This is a genomic window from Chitinimonas taiwanensis DSM 18899, from assembly GCF_900119825.1.
GTDB lineage: Bacteria > Pseudomonadota > Gammaproteobacteria > Burkholderiales > Chitinimonadaceae > Chitinimonas > Chitinimonas taiwanensis.
The window spans coordinates 86,808-104,735 of record NZ_FPKR01000006.1 but is presented as its reverse complement, the minus strand read 5'-3'; the positions used below and the strand labels follow the sequence as shown (position 1 = coordinate 104,735).

The 17,928-nt window shown below is 63.4% G+C and carries 20 protein-coding genes; 17 read left to right on the top strand and 3 right to left on the bottom strand.

The annotated features are described in order from the left end of the window. The first annotated feature begins 91 nt into the window (after positions 1 to 91). The 6 genes from BT173_RS08755 to BT173_RS08730 all read left to right on the top strand — a co-directional run bounded on the left by BT173_RS08755 (position 92) and on the right by BT173_RS08730 (position 6,229). Positions 92 to 1,333, top strand: coding sequence for an ABC transporter substrate-binding protein (locus BT173_RS08755; protein ID WP_072428269.1), 1,242 nt, complete (start codon positions 92 to 94; stop codon positions 1,331 to 1,333). 119 nt (positions 1,334 to 1,452) lie between these two features. Beyond that, complete coding sequence (locus tag BT173_RS08750) at positions 1,453 to 2,364, top strand: carbohydrate ABC transporter permease (RefSeq protein WP_072428268.1); 912 nt, start codon at positions 1,453 to 1,455, stop codon at positions 2,362 to 2,364. Continuing rightward, complete coding sequence (locus BT173_RS08745; protein ID WP_308417567.1) at positions 2,357 to 3,235, top strand: carbohydrate ABC transporter permease; 879 nt, start codon at positions 2,357 to 2,359, stop codon at positions 3,233 to 3,235. Before BT173_RS08750 ends, BT173_RS08745 begins: the two co-directional genes overlap by 8 nt. Before the next feature lie 11 nt (positions 3,236 to 3,246). Further along, positions 3,247 to 4,359 (top strand): ABC transporter ATP-binding protein, encoded by a 1,113-nt coding sequence (locus BT173_RS08740; protein WP_072428267.1) that lies wholly within the window; start codon positions 3,247 to 3,249, stop codon positions 4,357 to 4,359. Positions 4,360 to 4,507: 148 nt separating this feature from the next. Then, on the top strand, positions 4,508 to 5,284 hold the full coding sequence (yaaA, locus tag BT173_RS08735) for a peroxide stress protein YaaA (protein WP_072428266.1): 777 nt from the start codon (positions 4,508 to 4,510) through the stop codon (positions 5,282 to 5,284). Positions 5,285 to 5,338: 54 nt separating this feature from the next. Then, entirely contained in the window at positions 5,339 to 6,229 is an 891-nt protein-coding gene (locus BT173_RS08730) for a DUF3667 domain-containing protein (protein ID WP_072428265.1), read from the top strand. A gap of 66 nt (positions 6,230 to 6,295) precedes the next feature. Here BT173_RS08730 and BT173_RS08725 read toward each other — a convergent pair whose 3' ends face one another. From BT173_RS08725 to BT173_RS08715, 3 genes are all read right to left on the bottom strand, one after another. Continuing rightward, positions 6,296 to 6,949 carry a phage tail protein gene (locus BT173_RS08725; protein ID WP_245794152.1) on the bottom strand — a complete coding sequence of 218 codons (654 nt, stop codon included), beginning with the start codon at positions 6,947 to 6,949 and terminating at the stop codon, positions 6,296 to 6,298. Between the two features lie 5 nt (positions 6,950 to 6,954). Then, positions 6,955 to 7,752: a PEP-CTERM sorting domain-containing protein gene (locus tag BT173_RS08720; protein ID WP_072428264.1), complete on the bottom strand. Its 798-nt coding sequence runs from the start codon at positions 7,750 to 7,752 to the stop codon at positions 6,955 to 6,957. Between the two features lie 172 nt (positions 7,753 to 7,924). Then, positions 7,925 to 8,761: a PhzF family phenazine biosynthesis protein gene (locus BT173_RS08715; RefSeq protein ID WP_072428263.1), complete on the bottom strand. Its 837-nt coding sequence runs from the start codon at positions 8,759 to 8,761 to the stop codon at positions 7,925 to 7,927. 103 nt (positions 8,762 to 8,864) lie between these two features. On the opposite strand from BT173_RS08715, the gene pcnB reads away from it, so the two are divergent. The 11 genes from pcnB (at position 8,865) to BT173_RS08660 (ending at position 17,479) form a co-directional block, all read left to right on the top strand. Beyond that, positions 8,865 to 10,202 carry a polynucleotide adenylyltransferase PcnB gene (pcnB, locus tag BT173_RS08710; RefSeq protein ID WP_072428262.1) on the top strand — a complete coding sequence of 446 codons (1,338 nt, stop codon included), beginning with the start codon at positions 8,865 to 8,867 and terminating at the stop codon, positions 10,200 to 10,202. Further along, a complete protein-coding gene (gene folK / locus BT173_RS08705) occupies positions 10,199 to 10,684 on the top strand; it encodes a 2-amino-4-hydroxy-6-hydroxymethyldihydropteridine diphosphokinase (protein ID WP_072428261.1) in 486 nt (161 codons plus the stop codon). Before pcnB ends, folK begins: the two co-directional genes overlap by 4 nt. A gap of 53 nt (positions 10,685 to 10,737) precedes the next feature. Next, entirely contained in the window at positions 10,738 to 11,376 is a 639-nt protein-coding gene (locus BT173_RS08700; protein ID WP_072428260.1) for a deoxynucleoside kinase, read from the top strand. A gap of 223 nt (positions 11,377 to 11,599) precedes the next feature. Then, positions 11,600 to 12,391 carry a 3-methyl-2-oxobutanoate hydroxymethyltransferase gene (panB, locus tag BT173_RS08695; RefSeq protein ID WP_072428259.1) on the top strand — a complete coding sequence of 264 codons (792 nt, stop codon included), beginning with the start codon at positions 11,600 to 11,602 and terminating at the stop codon, positions 12,389 to 12,391. Between the two features lie 10 nt (positions 12,392 to 12,401). Beyond that, positions 12,402 to 12,923, top strand: coding sequence for a GNAT family N-acetyltransferase (locus BT173_RS08690; RefSeq protein ID WP_072428258.1), 522 nt, complete (start codon positions 12,402 to 12,404; stop codon positions 12,921 to 12,923). Between the two features lie 15 nt (positions 12,924 to 12,938). Further along, a complete protein-coding gene (panC, locus tag BT173_RS08685; RefSeq protein WP_072428257.1) occupies positions 12,939 to 13,790 on the top strand; it encodes a pantoate--beta-alanine ligase in 852 nt (283 codons plus the stop codon). After that, positions 13,787 to 14,245 carry a GNAT family N-acetyltransferase gene (locus BT173_RS08680; protein ID WP_084658361.1) on the top strand — a complete coding sequence of 153 codons (459 nt, stop codon included), beginning with the start codon at positions 13,787 to 13,789 and terminating at the stop codon, positions 14,243 to 14,245. Before panC ends, BT173_RS08680 begins: the two co-directional genes overlap by 4 nt. A gap of 12 nt (positions 14,246 to 14,257) precedes the next feature. Further along, positions 14,258 to 14,638, top strand: coding sequence for an aspartate 1-decarboxylase (gene panD, locus BT173_RS08675; RefSeq protein WP_072428256.1), 381 nt, complete (start codon positions 14,258 to 14,260; stop codon positions 14,636 to 14,638). Between the two features lie 6 nt (positions 14,639 to 14,644). Continuing rightward, complete coding sequence (locus BT173_RS08670; RefSeq protein WP_072428255.1) at positions 14,645 to 15,421, top strand: glycosyltransferase; 777 nt, start codon at positions 14,645 to 14,647, stop codon at positions 15,419 to 15,421. 25 nt (positions 15,422 to 15,446) lie between these two features. Then, positions 15,447 to 16,442, top strand: coding sequence for an oxygen-dependent coproporphyrinogen oxidase (gene hemF, locus BT173_RS08665; RefSeq protein ID WP_072428254.1), 996 nt, complete (start codon positions 15,447 to 15,449; stop codon positions 16,440 to 16,442). Between the two features lie 161 nt (positions 16,443 to 16,603). Next, positions 16,604 to 17,479 carry an AEC family transporter gene (locus tag BT173_RS08660; RefSeq protein WP_072428253.1) on the top strand — a complete coding sequence of 292 codons (876 nt, stop codon included), beginning with the start codon at positions 16,604 to 16,606 and terminating at the stop codon, positions 17,477 to 17,479. Positions 17,480 to 17,928 lie beyond the last annotated feature (449 nt).

Sequence of the window (17,928 nt, the reverse complement as noted above, 5' to 3'; positions counted from 1 at the left end):
TCCCTTCACAAAACTTACATCGCTCGCTATATTTCGAGTCGCCACTCAATGTCTAGAGTGGAAACTCAAATTCCAATAAGGAGCGAGACCGATGCAACCCCGTCGCCTTACCCTGGCGCTTGCCGCCGCCTGTGCTTTTTCCCTCCCCGCTTTCGCTGGCACCGTTGAAGTGCTGCATTGGTGGACTTCCGGCGGTGAAGCCAAGTCCGCTGCCGAACTGAAGAAGATGATCGAGGCCAAGGGCCACACCTGGAAAGACTTCGCCGTGGCCGGCGGTGGTGGCGATAACGCCATGACCGTGCTGAAGACCCGCGTGGTATCGGGCAACCCGCCGGTCGCCGCCCAGGTCAAGGGACCGGCCATTCAGGAATGGGCTGCCGAAGGCGTGCTGGCCAATCTGGACAATGTATCCAAGGTCGAGAAGTGGGACAGCCTGCTGCCGCCCGTGGTCGCCAATGTGATGAAGCACAAGGGCCATTACGTGGCCGTGCCGGTCAATGTGCACCGCGTGAACTGGATGTGGGCCAACCCGGAAGTGTTCAAGAAGGCTGGCGTACAGCCGCCCAAGAGCTGGGATGAGTTTGACGCCGTCGCCACCAAGATCGAGAAGGCCGGCTTTATCGCTGTGGCCCATGGTGGTCAGCCTTGGCAAGACAACACCGTGTTCGAATCGGTCGCCCTCGGCGTCGGTGGCCCGGCCTACTACAACAAGGCTTTCGTGAAGCTCGATCCGGCTGCCATCAACAGCCCGACCACCATCAAGGCCTTCGATACCCTGCGCATGGTGCGCAAGCATATGGACAAGGACATGCCGGGCCGTGACTGGAACCTGGCGACCTCGATGGTCATCAATGGCAAGGCCGCCATGCAGTTCATGGGCGACTGGGCCAAGGGTGAATTCGCCGCCGCTGGCAAGGTGCCAGGTAAGGACTATCTGTGCCTGGCCGCGCCGGGCACGGCCAATGCCTTCACCTTCAATATCGACTCCTTCATCGTGTTCGCGCAGAAGAACAAGGATATGAAGGCGACCGGCGACTTCGCGTCCACCGTGCTGTCCACCCCCTTCCAGGAAGTGTTCAACCAGAACAAGGGTTCCATCCCGGTCCGTCTGGGTCACGATATGAGCAAGTTCGACGACTGCGCCAAGAAGTCGGCCAGCGATTTCGTGGCGTCGAACAAGTCGGGTGGCCTGGTGCCGTCCTTCGCCCACCAGATGGCCCAGCCTTCGGCTGCCCAAGGTGCGATTCAGGACGTGGTGTCGAGCTTCATGAACTCGAACATGAGCAGCAAAGAAGCGGTTGCCAAGCTGCTGGAAGCCGCTAAAAAGAGATAAGCCCTACAGAGGCTAAGCAAGTCAGCACCCGCATCAGCGGGTGCGTGAGCGGTCGGTGCGTGCCTGGCACGTACCGGCTGCCTCACACCCAGTTCCCTCAACAAAAAAAAGGAAACGCCATGACCGCTGCCAGTCAAGGCGCGCCGGGCTTTTCGCTCAGTCGCTTCGCCGACACGATCCTGCCCAAGCTGGTCATCGCTCCCACGGTGCTGGCCTGCCTGATCGGTTTCTACGCCTTTATCGGCTGGACCGCCTGGCTCTCATTCACCGAATCGCGCCTCCTGCCCCGCTATGAGTGGGCCGGCTTCGTGCAATACATCGAGCTGTTCGGCAATGATCGCTGGTGGACCGCCATGCAGAACCTGGCCGTCTTCGGTGGCCTGTTCATCTTCTTTGGCCTGCTAATCGGCCTGGTGATGGCCGTGCTGCTCGACCAGAAGATCCGCGGCGAAGGGGCGATCCGCACCATCTACCTGTATCCGATGGCCTTGAGCTTCATCGTGACCGGCACCGCCTGGAAGTGGATCCTGAATCCTGGCCTGGGCGTCGAGAAGCTGCTGCATGACTGGGGCTTCACCGGCGTGGTGTTCGACTGGATCATCAACCCCGATTTCGCGATTTACACCGTGGTGATTGCCGGCATCTGGCAGTCGTCCGGCTTCGTGATGGCGCTGTTCCTGGCCGGCCTGCGTGGCGTGGACGACAGCATCATCAAGGCCGCCCAGATGGATGGTGCCTCGCTGCCCACCATCTACACCCGCATCATCATCCCCAGCCTGCGCCCGGTCTTCCTGAGCGCCTTCATGATCCTCGCGCACATCGCGGTGAAGAGCTTTGACCTTGTCATGGCCCTGACCGGCGGCGGCCCTGGCTTTGCCACCGATCTGCCGTCCATCTTCATGTATCAGCACGGCTTTACCCGCGGCCAGCTCGGCCTCGGTGCGGCCAGCGCGATGATGATGCTGTTCACCGTCGCCGCCGTGGTGATGCCATTCCTGTATTCCGAACTGCGGAGGGAGCGTCGTGGCTGAGCTCGCTTATCACCAAACCACGGGCGCCAAAGTGGCGCGTTACGTGATCTATGCCGTGCTGATTGCCATGGTGCTGTTCTACCTGGCGCCGCTGTTCGTCATGCTCAGCACCAGCTTCAAGTCGCTGGACGAGATCCGCACCGGCAACCTGCTCTCCCTGCCCAGTTCAATCAGCTTCGATGCCTGGCGGGCTGCCTGGAGCAGCGCCTGTACCGGCATCGAGTGCGGCGGTATGGCGCCTTACTTCAGCAATAGCCTGAAGATGATGATTCCGGCCGTACTGATCTCCACCCTGGTGGGCGCCTTCAATGGCTACATCCTGTCCATGTGGCGCTTCAAGGGTTCGGATACCTTCTTCCTGCTGCTGCTGATCGGTACCTTCCTGCCCTTCCAGGTCATCATCCTGCCGATGGCCCAGGTGCTGGGCATGCTGGAGATTGAAGACAGCACGACCCGCCTGATCCTTGTACACGTGATCTACGGCCTGCAGTTCACCACCCTGTTCTTCCGTAACTACTACGTGACGGTACCGGGCGAACTGGTCAGCGCCGCGCGTATCGATGGCGCCGGCTTCTTCCGCATCTTCTTCAAGATCCTGCTGCCGATCTCCATCCCGACCATCATGGTCTGCCTGATCTGGCAGACCACCCAGATCTGGAACGACTTCCTGTTCGGGGTGATCTTCAGCTCGGGCGACGGTCAGCCGATCACGGTGGCGCTGAACAACCTGGTCAACACCAGCACCGGGGTCAAGCAATACAACGTGGATATGGCCGCGGCCATCATCGCGGCACTGCCGACGCTGATCGTGTACGCCATTGGCGGTAAATATTTCGTGCGCGGCCTGACTGCCGGCGCAGTCAAAGGTTAAGGGAGACAACGATGGGCGCACTTTCCATCCGCAATGTGAAGAAGAGCTACGGCGATACCCACATCCTCAAGGGCATCGATCTGGAAATCGACAAGGGTCAGTTCCTGATCCTGGTCGGCCCGTCCGGCTGCGGCAAGTCCACACTGCTGAATATGATTGCCGGCCTCGACGACATCAGCTCAGGCGAGATTGCGATTGCCGACCGGGTGGTGAACAAGCTGTCACCCAAGGATCGCGACATCGCCATGGTGTTCCAGAGCTATGCGCTCTACCCGAATATGAGCGTGAAGAAGAACATCGCCTTCGGCCTGGAAATCCGCAAGGTGCCCAAGGCCGAGCAGGAAGAGATCATCGCCCGGGTGGCCAAGACCCTGCAGATTGAACACCTGCTTGATCGCAAGCCCAGCCAGCTATCGGGCGGCCAGCGTCAGCGCGTGGCCATGGGCCGTGCCCTGGCGCGCAACCCAACCCTGTTCCTGTTCGACGAGCCGCTGTCCAACCTCGACGCCAAGCTGCGTGTAGAGATGCGTACCGAGATCAAGCTGCTGCACCAGCGCCTCGGCACCACCATCGTCTACGTGACCCACGACCAGATCGAAGCGATGACCCTGGGTGACCGCATCGCGGTGATGAAGGATGGCGAGGTCAAGCAGTTCGGCAGCCCGCAGGAAATCTATGACACCCCGGCCAATCTGTATGTGGCGGGCTTTATCGGCTCGCCGGCCATGAACTTCATCCCGGTCCAGCTGGGCGAAGAGGGCGGCCATGCCGTGGTGGTGCTCGACAATGGCAGCACGCCGCAAAGCGTGCGGCTGGGGCCGATCAGCGAGGCGCAGCGCGCCTTCGTCGGTAAGCAGGTGATTCTGGGCGTGCGCCCGGAGCAGCTGACCGACCCGGAAAGCGCGCACAGCGACCGCACCAATCTGCAAAGTCTGCAAGCCACGGTGGCGATTACCGAGCCGACCGGCCCGGATACCCTGGTCACCGTCACGTTGAATGGCGTGAAGACCGTGGCACGCTGCCACCCACGTGCAGCCGGCCATCCTGGCCAGGCCGTCACCCTGGTGCTCGACCCGACTAAGGCGCTGCTGTTCGACCCCGCCTCGGAAAAGCGCCTGGCCTGATTCAAGCTCGCTTCACTCGACCATTCGGTCTGACTGCAGGGCGCGAAGCAATTCGCGCTCTTTTTTTGCCCTGAACAGGCGCAGCCCTCGCCAGACCCGCCCGCCGGCCAAGTAGAATTCGCGCCTTGTCCGCCTTTAGAAGTTCGCCATGCTGTTCACGCTGTCCCCTGCCAAGACCCTCGACTTCGCCACGCCCGTTTCTAGCGATACGGCGACCCTGCCACGCTTTACTGCCCAGTCGGCCGAGCTGATTGCCGTCCTGCGTGAGCAGAACGCGGCGCAGATCGGCAGCCTCATGCATCTGTCCGCCGCGCTGGCCGAGCTCAATGTGGCGCGCTACCAGCAATGGTCGCCCCAGTTCACGCCGCAGAACAGCAAGCCGGCCGTGCATGCCTTCATGGGCGATGTGTACGAGGGCCTGCATGCAGCCAGCCTGAGCGAGGCGGAGCTCGCTTGGGCGCAGGATCATCTGCGCATCCTGTCTGGCCTGTATGGCGTGCTGCGCCCGCTCGACCTGATGCAGCCCTACCGGCTGGAAATGGGCACCCGCCTCGCCAACCCGCGCGGCAAGAATCTGTATGAGTTCTGGGGCAGTACGCTGACCGAGTCGCTGAATGCCGAGCTGGCACAGCAGGACGAGCCGGTTCTGGTCAATCTGGCCAGCGAGGAGTACTTCAAGTCGATCAAGCGCAAGCAGCTGAAGGCTAGGCTGATCGACTGCGTGTTCGAGGACGAGAAGAACGGCCAGTTCAAGATCATCAGCTTCTACGCCAAGCGCGCGCGGGGCCTCATGGCGCGCTTTGCCATCCAGCATGGCCTGACGCGCGCCGAGCAGCTGAAGGATTTCGATCTGGATGGTTATGCCTACCAGGCAGCGCTCAGCGAGCCGGACCGACTGGTTTTCCGCCGTCGCGAGGCCAGGTAAGCTCGCCCACTGGTCACACGCCCAGCAACGGAATCTGCCCCGAGGAGCAAGCGCATGCACGAGCGGCCCGAGCAATGCCATAACTGCGACACGCCGCTGCAGGGCGACTTCTGCCATGTCTGTGGCCAGGAGGCGGTGCTGGAATCGCCGACCTTCCGCGAATTCCTGCACGAGTATCTGCATCACTATGTGGCGCTGGAGGGCAAGCTGTGGCGCACGCTGCGCACCTTATTGCTCAGCCCCGGCAAGCTGACGATGGAGTTCATGCGCGGGCGGCGCCAGCGCTATGTGAAGCCGCTGGCGCTCTATATCACTTTCAGCTTCCTGTTCTTCCTGCTGCTGAGTCTGGGCGGCCCCAGCCAGAGCATTTCCGCCCCATCGCCGGCAGCGGAAGGCAAGGCGAGCGTACAGATCGCACCGCCCCATGCGGCCGGCGCCTTGCCAGACGAGCCGGTGCAGCTGGTGCTACCGGACGGGCGCCAGGCCGAGCTCAGCAGCGGGACGCTGCTCGGCGTGTTCAAGCAGGCCTTCGGCAAGCTGTCCTACCTGATTTTTGCGCTGCTGCCGCTCTACACCTTCTGGCTCTGGCTGTTCTATCGCAAGCGCGCGCTGCCACCCGGCACGCATCTGGTGTTTGCCTTCCATTACCACGCGTTTTTCTTCCTGGCCCTGCTGCCTGGCCAGCTGGCTGCGCACTGGTTCCCAGCCCTGGCCTGGGGCGAGCAATGGACTTTGCTGGTCTGGTGGCTGTATCTGGGCTTTGCCCTGCACCATGTGTATGCCGGGCGCTTCTGGCCGCAGCTGCTGCGCGCCAGCGTGCTGATGCTGCTGCATGGCTGTGCCGTGGTGCTGGCCTTCGCCGCGCTGATGCTGCTGTTTGGCATGCAGGTGGTGGACCAGGCGGCCAGCACCTCACCCCGCCCGACACACACTCAGCAGCCCTAGCGCACGGTCTCGTACGACAAGAAAAAGGCCCGCCAACGATGTGGCGGGCCTTTTCCTTGGTGCTGTTCAATCACGTGGCGGGAAGATGCCCTGCAGGGCGATGCAATGGGTGAGACCCAGGCCTGGGCTGCGAATCGGCACCGGCTGGCTGCCGCCGGCAATGCCGATCGAGGTGGTGGCGGTGATGTTGGAGCTGAGTGCCGTGGCACCCATATCGACATCGGCGGCGCCGGAGTTATAGATATTGGTGCGCGATTGCTTGGATGGCACGGCACCAAGCGGGCTGTCGGTATTGCCAGCCGCGCTGCTGGCTCTGAGCTTGCTGGTATTCACCACGCTGGTGCTGGCCGAGTGGCTGTGTGCCGGCATCTGGCTGCTGAGCAGGGTGACGCTTTCCTGGCCCAGAGTTTCGCCTTCCACCACATCACTGAGCCCTGGGCCGGCACCGGTGCCCACCGCACTGCGCCCACGCAGATCGGGCAGGGCAAAGGTGGTCTGGCCATTCCCGCCATACATGGTGCCCAGCAGGGAGAACAATGCGGTATTTTGGGCGATGGAGAGAATCTGACCCTGTGCCTTGGCCCAGCCGCGCGGGCAGAAATTGAAGGCAACCGTGCAGATGCTGCCGATATAGGGTTCGCTGCTGCAGGCCAGCGCGCCACCGGCGGGCATCACCATCAGGCTGGCAGCCAGCAGGGCGGGGGAAAGTTTGCGTGCCATCTTGCTTACTCCTTATCGTGGGCCAAACGCAGGGAAGGGGTACGACGCTGCCAGAGCAGCAGACCGAGCGCACTGAACAGCAGCGCCAGCGTGCCCGGCTCGGGGACTTCGGGCGGATCGTCACGCACCGTGACCTCGGCAATGCTGATGAAGGGGCTGAACTGACCGCTGTACAGGCCGTCGCTGGAGAAGGCGCCGAAACGCGCCTCGATATTGCCGCTGATGCTGGCACTGTCACCCGGGTTGAGCACCACGGTGTACAGCGCGCTGGCGCTGTCCTCATTCACATCGCCATTCAGCGTGTCACGCCAGCGTCGGCCGTAGACATCAATGCCATCGAGGAAGGTGTCGAGCTGCAGATAGGCGTCCTGCCCGCTGGCGCTGAGCAGACCGAAATTGCTGTTCAGCTGCAGGGTGACGGTGATGATGGCGGTGGCGGACAGATTGCTCAGGCTGATGCCGAAGTCGCCAAACACCCCTTGATTGCCTTGTGCTGCGCTTTGCACATCGCCCGCCAGACTCAGCAACATGCCTACTCCGTCGCCGATATCGCTGAAGCTGCCGTTCAGACTGTCCGGGCTGGGCGGGCCATTATTGAAGGCCGCGCTATTGAGCGCGCCGCCGGATTGATGCTGCAGTTCGCCACTCTGGCTGCCTGCCGTGGTGGTGGAATTGGCGGTGTCGAAGCTGATGAAGCCGCTGGCACTCAGATCGCTGCTGAACAGGGCTGCCTGGCTGTGCATGGGCAACAGCAGGAGCGCGAGGCCGAGTAGCAGGGCCGGTAAGACGGGACGCGCATGCATGGGAATCCTCCTTGGCTGTGCAGCGGCTTGGCCCCGGGGCGGTCAAGTGCTACAGCTTGGAACCAAGCATGCGATATGCCCATCTTTATATTCTTTTAAAATCAATGCCTTGTGTTGGATTTCTGGATGGGTCAGGGCTGGGCTGTCAAACAGGCCGACAGCCCGGTAGGGTTTACCATTGCAGTGTGCCACGCCCGAGCAGTTGCACGCGGCCCCCCACTTCGATGCCGCCATTGCCCACCTGCAGGCTCAGCACATTCGGGCGGCCCATGGCCGTCCCCTGCCGAATGGTGGCCTGCAGCGGCGCGTCGCCCTGGGTGGCCAGCCACCAGCCGCCCAGATTGGCCGCCGCCGAGCCGGTGCCCGGGTCCTCGGCGATGCCGGTGTCGGGCGTCCAGAAAAAGCGCGACTCGAAGCCATGCTCGGTGCGTGCGAACACATAGGCCTTGGGCTTGCCGGTGTCGTTGACGCTGTAGCGGCGCATCAGTTCGGCATCGGGACGGCAGGCCTGCACGAATGCTGGAGAGGCGAGCGGAATCATCGCCTGCTCATTGCCGCAGCTCACCCATAGGCAGGGGCCGGCAATCGCCTCGGCCGGCAGGCCCAGCATGGCGGCCAGCTCGGCCGGGCTGGCTTCCATCGGCCGCTGTGTGGGCGCATTGGCCGATAGCGTCCAGCGCTCGCCCTCGGCGCGCACCGGAATCACGCCGGCCTGCATCTCCAGCGTAATCGCATCGCCCGTGCCGTGCAGCGCGCGCACCACCTGGGCCGAACCCAGGGTGGGGTGGCCGGCAAACGGCATCTCATAGCCAGGCGTGAAGATGCGCACGCGCGCACTGGCGCGCTCGGATGGCAGTAGGAAGGTGGTTTCAGACAGATTGAACTGGCGCGCGATCAGCTGCATCTCGCGATCGCTGAGCTGGCTGCCGTCCTCGATTACCGCGAGTGGGTTGCCGCCAAACGGCTCTTCGGCGAACACATTGAGGATCTGATACGCGATTTGGGGCATTTTGTTCTCCTGGGCTGCTCCGGGGTGGAAACAGCATGCCGCTCACGGCAGTGCATGCCGGTATAATCGCCGCTTCCACTGGGAACTGATTCAACAAACAACAATGATTCGAAATCTGATCGGCCGCGTCTTCAGGCTTACCAAGCACCATGGCGGCGGCCGGGTGGTGATCCCGCTCAAGCGCCACGGCATCAGCCGCAACCGCCTGCCTTCCTTCGCACTGAAAACCACCGATCAGCTCCAGGCTGCCGGCTTCGAGGCCTATATCGTCGGCGGCGCGGTGCGCGACCTCCTGCTGGGCAAGGATCCGAAAGACTTCGATGTGGCCACCAATGCCACGCCGGAAGAGGTGCACAAGCTGTTCCGCCGTTCGCGCATCATTGGCCGGCGCTTCAAGCTGGTACATGTACTGTTTGGCGATGAAATGGTCGAGGTGTCCACCTTCCGTGGCAGCGGCGACGCGGCCACCGACGAGGCGGGGCGCATCATTCGCGACAACACCTGGGGTAGCCAGGAAGACGACGCCAAGCGGCGCGACTTCACCGTGAATGCGCTGTTCTACGACCCGAATCGCGAGGAGATCATCGATTTCCACGGCGGCGTGGCCGATATCGAAAAGAAGCGCATGACCATGATCGGCGTGCCGGCCGTGCGCTATCGCGAGGACCCGGTGCGCATGCTGCGCGCGGTGCGCCTGGCCGCCAAGCTCGGCCTGAGCATCGACCCGGCCACCCGTAAGCCGATCCGCGAACTGGCCAGCCTGCTCGAGAACGTGCCGTCCTCGCGCCTGTTCGACGAGATGCTCAAGCTCTTGTTCAGCGGCCAGAGCTGGGCCTGCCTGATGCAGCTGCGCGACGAAGGCCTGCATCACGGCTTCTTCCCCCTGCTCGACAAGATGATGGCCATGCCACATGGCGAGGCCTTCCTGCGTACCGCGCTGGAGAACACCGACCGGCGCATCCGCGAGGACAAGCCCGTGTCGGCCGGCTATGTGTTCGCCTCGCTCTTGTGGTTGGAAGTGCTCGATAACTGGGACAAACGTAAAGCCGCGGGCGAGAAGCCCATGCTGGCGCTGTTTGCCGCCATCGACGAAGTGGAGGCCGTGCAGGAACAGAAGCTGGCCATTCCGCGTCGCTATGGCAGCACCATGAAGGAAATCTGGACCCTGCAGCCGCGCTTCGAACAGCGCACCGGCATCAAACCGTTCCGCCTCTTGGAGCACCCGCGTTTTCGCGCCGGTTACGACTTCCTGTGCCTGCGCGCCAGCTCCGGTGAAGTGGACCAGGCGCTGGCCGACTGGTGGACTACCTTCCAGGCCGCCGACAACCAGCAACGTGAGGCGATGCTGGTGCGTGCCCAGCCGGGCGACCCGGCAGCCAAGAAGCGCCGCCGGCGCGGCCCACGTGGCGGTGCCAAGCCGGCGCAGGACAACGCTCAGTGAGCGTGCACGCCTATATCGGTCTGGGCGCCAATCTCGGTGAGGCGGCAGCCACCGTGCGTGCCGCCATGGCGTCCCTGGCTGAGCTGCCCGATACCCGGCTCTTGGCTTGCTCGCCCTGCTATCGCAGCGCGCCGGTCGGTTATCTGGACCAGCCCGACTTCGTCAATGCGGTGGCTGGCATTGCCACCACGCTGCCGCCGCACGCGGTGCTGGATGCCTTGCTGGCCTTCGAGCAGCGCTTTGGTCGCGAGCGCAGCTTCCGCAATGCGCCGCGCACGCTGGATATGGACTTGCTGCTGTATGGCGACACGGTGTTGCACGATGCACGCCTGACCGTGCCGCATCCGCGCATGGTCGAGCGCAGCTTCGTGCTGCTGCCGCTGCACGATATCGCCCCCGACTTGCGCTTGCCGGACGGGCGCGCACTGGCCACACTGGTGGCCGCCTGCGATCAGACGGGCTTGCAGCGTATTGATGAGTAGGGCTAGGCGGCCAGACAGCGGCCGCGCAGAAACGATCAGATAGGGAATCGGCAATGGGTTTGGCGCGTTACCGTTACATCGTCGTTGAAGGTCCGATCGGGGTGGGCAAGACCACCCTGGCCCGCAAGCTGGGCGAGCATCTGGAAGCCAATCTGCTGCTGGAAAAACCGGACGATATTCCCTTTCTGCCCAAGTTCTACCAGGACATGTCGCGCTATGCGCTGCCCACCCAGCTGTCCTTCCTGTTCCAGCGCGTGGAGCAGGTGGAGAGCCTGACCCAGATGGACTTGTTCGGCGGCCAGACCGTGGCTGACTTCGTGTTCGACAAGGACCCGCTGTTCGCCCAGCTCATCCTCAGCGATGACGAGTTCCGCCTGTATTCGGATATCTATCGCCATCTGCGCGTACGCGCACCCACACCCGACCTGGTCATCTATCTGCAGGCCGATATCGACACCCTGGTCGAACGCGTGCGTAGCCGCTCGCGCGACTATGAGTCGCGCATGAGCGAGAGCTATCTGCGCCAGCTGGCCGAGCGCTATAGCCGCTTCTTCTACGACTACACCGATGCACCGCTGCTGATCGTCAATACCGAGCACCTGAATCTGGTAGAAAACGAGGACGACTTCCGTCTGCTGCTGCGCCGCATCGAAGGCATGCGCGGCGCACGCGAGTATTTCAACAAGGCTTGAACGGCCGCATGGCTGCCGTGGTCTATACCAGACGGCCGCCGCGGGATTTGCCGGCCAAGGGGCAAAAGCGTTTGAGTTGCGCGGCGGGATTACGCTATTGTTGCGCTGCATCGAAATGATGCGCCCAAGTGCTCGCATGCTCCGACCTGGGGCATGGCTTGAATTGCGCAATAGCCTTGCGAATTTGCAGAGCAAGCGCTTGATAACCTAATGGATTGCTCCAATGAAGATGACGGTTTCCACCCTGCTCAAGCTCAAGCAGGAGGCCCAGAAAATCAGCATGCTGACCTGTTACGACGCCAGCTTCGCCAGCCTGATGGCCGATGCCGGCGTGGAGATGCTGCTGGTCGGCGATTCGCTCGGCATGGTGATCCAGGGCGAAAGCTCGACCCTGCCGGTCAACCTGGAACAGATGGTTTACCACACACGCTGCGTGGCCAAGCAGGCCGGCAATGCCATGGTGGTGGCCGATCTGCCCTTCGGTGCCTATCAGCAAAGCCCGCAGCAGGCCTTCGCGGCCAGCGCGCAGCTGATGGCTGCCGGGGCGGAAATGGTCAAGCTGGAAGGCGGCGAATACATGGCCGAGACCGTGCGCTTTTTGGTGCAGCGCGGCATTCCGGTCTGCGCGCATATCGGCCTGACCCCACAGTCGGTGCATGTGTTCGGCGGCTTCAAGGTGCAGGGTAAGACCGATGCCGGCGCCGAGCAGCTCAAGCGCGATGCCAAGGCACTCGAGGCGGCGGGCGCCGCCGTGGTGCTGATGGAAATGGTGCCCGCCACGCTGGCCAAGGAGATCACCGCCAGCCTGCAAGTGCCGACCATCGGCATTGGTGCGGGCGTGGATGTGGATGGTCAGGTGCTAGTGGTCTACGACATGCTCGGCGTTTATCCGGGCAAGAAGGCACGCTTCGTGAAGAACTTCCTGCATGGCGCCGACAGCATCCCGGCCGCCCTGCAAGCCTATGTGCAGGCGGTGAAGGCCAAGACCTTCCCGGCCCCCGAACATACTTTCTAGAGCGCTGCACTTGCTGCCATTGCGTACCGTGCGCCTTTTACTGCGCGATTTCCAGGCCGACGATGCGTCGGCCTATCTGCGTCTGCGCGAGGGTGCGCAGTTCGGCCGCTACTATCCCGCGCAGGAATGCGACCATGCGGCCAGCCAGCAGCTGCTGGTCCGCTTTATCGGCTGGCAGCATGAGCAGCCGCGCCGGCAGTGGCAATTGGCCATCACGCGCGCAGCGGATGGCGCGCTGATCGGTTCCTGCGGTGTGCGTGTGCAGCCCGACGGCAGCGCGAGCTTTGGTTGCGAGCTGGGCGAGGCCTGGTGGGGTCAGGGTTATGCACGCGAGGCCGCCCAGGCGCTGCTGGACTTTGCCCGCGATCAGCTCGGCGTGCAGGTGCTGGACGCCGAAACTCTGCTGGCAAATACCGCTGCCCAGCAGCTGGCACTACAGCTGGGCTTCGTGGCCTTGCCCGAGGCGGGGGCGGCACGTGAATTCAATGGCCAATCCTGGCCGGTCTTGCGCTTGCGCAAGACCCTGTACTAAGAAGGCGTTTTGCGTATGCATATCTTTACGACTATTGCCGAGCTACGCGCTTGGCGCAAAAGCGCCGGCTATGTGGCCTTCGTGCCCACCATGGGTAATCTGCACGAGGGGCATATCTCCCTGTGCGCCGCGGCCAAGGCGGCCTGCCTGCAGCACGGTGGCGGCAAGGTGGTGGTGTCCATCTTCGTCAACCCGCTGCAGTTCGGCCAGGGCGAGGATTTCAATACCTATCCGCGTACCTTCGAGGAAGACTGCGCCAAGCTGATCGCCGCCGGTGTGGATGCGGTGTTTCACCCGACCGTGGACCAGCTCTACCCGCGTACCGAGCAGCAATACAAGGTCGAGCCGCCCGCCATTCAGAACGAGCTGTGCGGCCAGTTCCGTCCCGGCCACTTCCGCGGCGTGGCCACCGTGGTGACCAAGCTGTTCAATATCGTGCAGCCCGATGCAGCGATGTTCGGCAAGAAGGACTATCAGCAGCTGAAGGTCATCGAGGGCTTTGTGGCCGACCTCGATATGCCGATCACCATCGTGCCGGTTGATACCGGCCGTGCGGCGGATGGCCTCGCGCTGTCCTCGCGCAATGGCTATCTGACCGAGGCGGAACGCGCCGAGGCGCCGCGGCTGTACCGTAATCTGCTTGCCATCAAGACCGCGCTGGAAGCGGGCGCCAGCGACTTCGTCAAACTGACCGAGACTGCACGCGCCGACCTCGAGAACCACGGCTGGCGTGTTGACTATGTCGAGATTCGCGACCAGCAGCGCCTGGAGCATGCCCGGCCGGGCGACCGTGAATTGGTAATCCTGGCGGCCGCGCGCCTGGGCAAGCCACGCCTGATCGACAATCTGGAAGTGACGCTGGCGTGAGCGTGCGCCTGGAGCGCCTGACGGCGGTCGACCCGCAACTGTTCCGCCGCCTGGCTGATCTGTTCGGTGCCGCGCGCTTGGCCGCCATGCCCGAGCTGCCGGTGCAGCACACGCCGGCCGAGAATGCCGAGTATCTGCAAGGCTGCCTGCCTGATAGCGAGATCTGGCTGGCGCGCGATGCGCAAGATGCGCTGCTCGGTTTCATCGTCTTCGATGCGGACTGGATTGATCACCTGTACCTGGCGCCGAGCGCCTGGCGCCAGGGCATCGGCACCCAGCTGGTGCTGCGTGCGCTGGCCGATGGCCGGGCGCGCCAGCTGTGGTGCTTTCAGGAAAACCGCTCCGCCTGCGCGTTTTATGAATCCCTGGGCTTTGTCGCGGTCGAGTCGACCGCTGGCGAGGCAAATGAAGAAAAACGGCCCGATGTGCGCTATCGCCATCCGGGCCTGCACTGACTAGACTCCACCATGCAACGTACCCTGCTCAAATCCAAGCTGCACCGCGTCACCACGACCCATGCCGAGCTCAATTACATCGGCTCCTGCGCCATCGACGAGAACCTGCTCGAGGCCGCCAATATCTGTGAATACGAGCAGATCGATATCTGGAATGTGACCAATGGCGAGCGCTTCCAGACCTACGCGATCCGCGCCGAGCGCGGTTCGGGGGTGATCTCGGTCAATGGCTCGGCCGCCCGCCGCGTGCAGGTCGGTGACATCCTGATCATTGCCAGCTTCGGCATTTATGCCGATGCCGAGATCGGCCAGCACGCGCCGAATCTGGTCTTCGTGGATGGCCAGAACCGCGTGGCCGAGCTGTCCAGCCTGACCCCGGTACAGCCGGCCTGAGCCAGCATGCCGGCGCTGCGCGTGGCGGTGATCACGCCCTACCATCGCGAAAGCCCGGCCCAGTTGCAGCGCTGCATGGCCAGCGTGGCGGCCCAGCACTATCCGTGCACCCACTTCCTGATTTCGGATGGCTATCCGCAGGCGCTTGATCAGCCGGGCTTGCGCCATGTGCAGCTGGGGCTGGCGCATGGCGACTATGGCGACACCCCGCGCGCCCTCGGTTCGCTGCTGGCGCGTAGCGAGGGCTTTGACGCGCTCTGCTATCTGGATGCCGACAATGCCTATTGGCCTGAGCATGTGGCCAGCCTCGTGCAGGCCTGGCAGGCCGATGGCGGGCGCACCGCGGTGTTCAGCTGCGCGCGCCAGCTGTATTACCCGGATGGCCGCCTGATGCCGCTGCGCGACACGGTGGGCGCGCCGGATTTCGTTGATACCAACTGCCTGTTCCTCAGCGGTGCCGCGCTCGATCTAACCGCGCTGTGGACGCTGATGCCGGCGCCGCTGCACATTATTGGCGACCGCATCTTCTGGCAGGCGCTGCGCCTCAGTGGCTTGCCGATGCGCCATCTGGCCCAGGCCAGCGTGGCGTATACCAGCCATTGGCGCGCGCACTATTTGGCCCTGGGTGAAACGCCGCCACCCGATGCGCGCAGCATCGAGGCCGGCCTGCAGGCCGCCGCGCGCTGGTGGCTGGCCCTGCCGGCATCGCTGCAGGCGCGCTACATCGCTATCATGGGCTTCGACCCCGGGCCGAGCTTGCGCAGCCAGCTCCCGGCGGCCTGAGCCCGCTTCCCGTTCCGAGACGCCTATGCAAACCGACGCCATCAAATCCTATTTCCTCGACCTGCAAGCCCGTATCGTGGCCGCCATGGAGGCGGCCGATGGCGGCCGTTTCAGCCGCGATGAATGGCAGCGCCCTGCTGGCGGTGGCGGCATCAGCCGCATCCTGGAAGGTGGCCAGCTGCTCGAGCGTGGCGGGGTTGGCTTCAGCCATGTGATGGGCGACAAGCTGCCGCCCTCGGCCAGCGCCCACCGCCCCGAGCTGGCAGGCCGCGCCTGGGAGGCGATGGGCGTCTCGCTGGTCTTCCACCCGCGCAACCCCTACATCCCGACTGTGCACCTGAATGTGCGGATGTTCCGCGCGTACAAAGCCCGCGGCGAAGCCGGCACGCCCCCCTCTCCCCAGGGGAGAGGGGCCGGGGGTGAGGGTGTTTCGAACAGGGAGGAGTCGCGTAGCGACGACGATGTCTTCTGGTTCGGCGGCGGCATGGACCTGACGCCCTATTACGGCTTCGAGGACGATGCGATCCATTTCCACCAGACCTGTGCCGATGCGCTGGCGCCCCATGGCGCGGACAAATACCCGCGCTTCAAGCAATGGTGCGATGAGTATTTCTTCCTCAAGCACCGCCAGGAACCGCGCGGCGTGGGCGGCATCTTCTACGACGACTTCAGCGAGTTAGGCTTCGAAGGCAGCTTCGCCATGACCCGGGCCGTGGGCGATGCTTTCCTGGCCGCCTATCTGCCCATCGTCGAGCGCCGCCGCGATATGGCGTACGGCGAGGCGCAGCGCGACTGGCAGGCCTACCGGCGTGGCCGCTACGTGGAATTCAATCTGGTCTGGGACCGCGGCACCCTGTTCGGCCTGCAATCGGGCGGGCGTACCGAGTCCATTCTGATGTCCATGCCACCGATGGCCAACTGGCGCTACGACTACCAGCCCGAGGCCGGCACGCCCGAAGCGCGTTTGACCGAATACTTCCTGACCGGGTGCGATTGGCTGGGTGTGCGGGAGCGCCGCTAAGCGCTGTACTGCTCGCTGGCCAGATTGGCCTCACCGATTTGAAGTGAACAGGGTGCCTAGCGAAGGTGGCTGGGCATCTTAAGTAGCTTGCAATCAACGGTCCGGGCCTGCCCGCCGGCCGCCGGCCAACTTTCACCTGTCTTTGCTGAGATCGCTTGCCCATGCTGCTGCGCATCCTCGCCATCATCACCCCGGTCCTGCTGATCATCCTGATCGGTTATCTGTATGCGCGCCGTCACCGGCCCGATCTGGCGGCGATGAATACGCTGACCGTGGACCTGCTGTCGCCGCTGCTGATCTTCTCCGGCCTGACCGCCAAGGATTTCGACCTGCGCGCCAATGGCTGGCTGCTGCTGGCTGGCTTGGTGGTGGTGCTGGGTTCGGGCGGCATTGCCTGGTTGTTCGCACGCTGGCGCGGCTGGGATACGCGCACCTTCGTGCCGCCGATGATGTTCGGCAATACCGCCAATATGGGCTTGCCGCTGGCCTTGCTCACCTTCGGCCCGCAGGCGGTGCCGGCAGCGGTGGCGCTGTTCGTGATGACCAATTTGCTGCACTTCACCCTGGGCGCCAAGCTGGTCAACCACGATGCCTCGCTGGCCGGCGTGTTGAAGAGCCCGATGATTGCCGCCTCGGTGCTGGGTATCGGCTTCAATCTGCTCGGGCTCAGCCTGCCCGAGTGGGCGGCGCTGCCGATACGGCTCCTTGGCGAGGCGGCGATTCCGCTCATGCTGTTTGCACTCGGTGCGCGCATGCTGGACGTGAGCCTGGCCGGCTGGCGCATTGGCCTGGCCGGCGCTGCGCTCTGCCCGTTGGCCGGCCTGCTGGTGGCGGCGCTGGCGAGCCAGCTGCTGCCGCTCACGCCAAGCGCCACCGCCCAGCTGTATGTGTATGCAAGCCTGCCGCCCGCAGTGCTCAACTTCCTGATTGCCGAGCGCAATCAGCAGGAGCCGGACAAGGTGGCCTCCATCGTCCTGCTCGGTAATCTGTCCAGCCTGATCTTCGTGCCGCTGGGGCTTGCGCTGGCCCTGTCCTGAGTGTCTGGGCAAGTTGTCCATACATTGCCGTAAGCCCGTATTGCCTTCGCTGCCCGGCTAAGTCGCCATTTCGTAATAATCTGTCTTACTGTTGAAAATCTTTGACAGTTATAAGCATGTAAGTTATTGATTTTAAACAGATCGTGCGCCGCACAAAACCGTTGCGTGGGCAGCCTTCGCTCCGCTAGAATCGATCAAGCCTGTCAGAACCCAATTCGGTTCGGCAGGCTTTGTTTTCGGAGCGCTTGGACGGCTGTTGCCGACCCCCTTCCGCGTTGACCCACCCCATTGCGACACCCGCGCAATGTTCCGCCGCCAAACGAGCGAACCTCGACTGGCCGGCACCAACGCAATCCCCCGCGTGTTTCGCACGCCGGCCGGAACCGAGCGCCGCTCTCCCCAAAAAAGGGGCCGCAAAGTGCCTGCTTGCCACAAGCCAGCCCTGCACT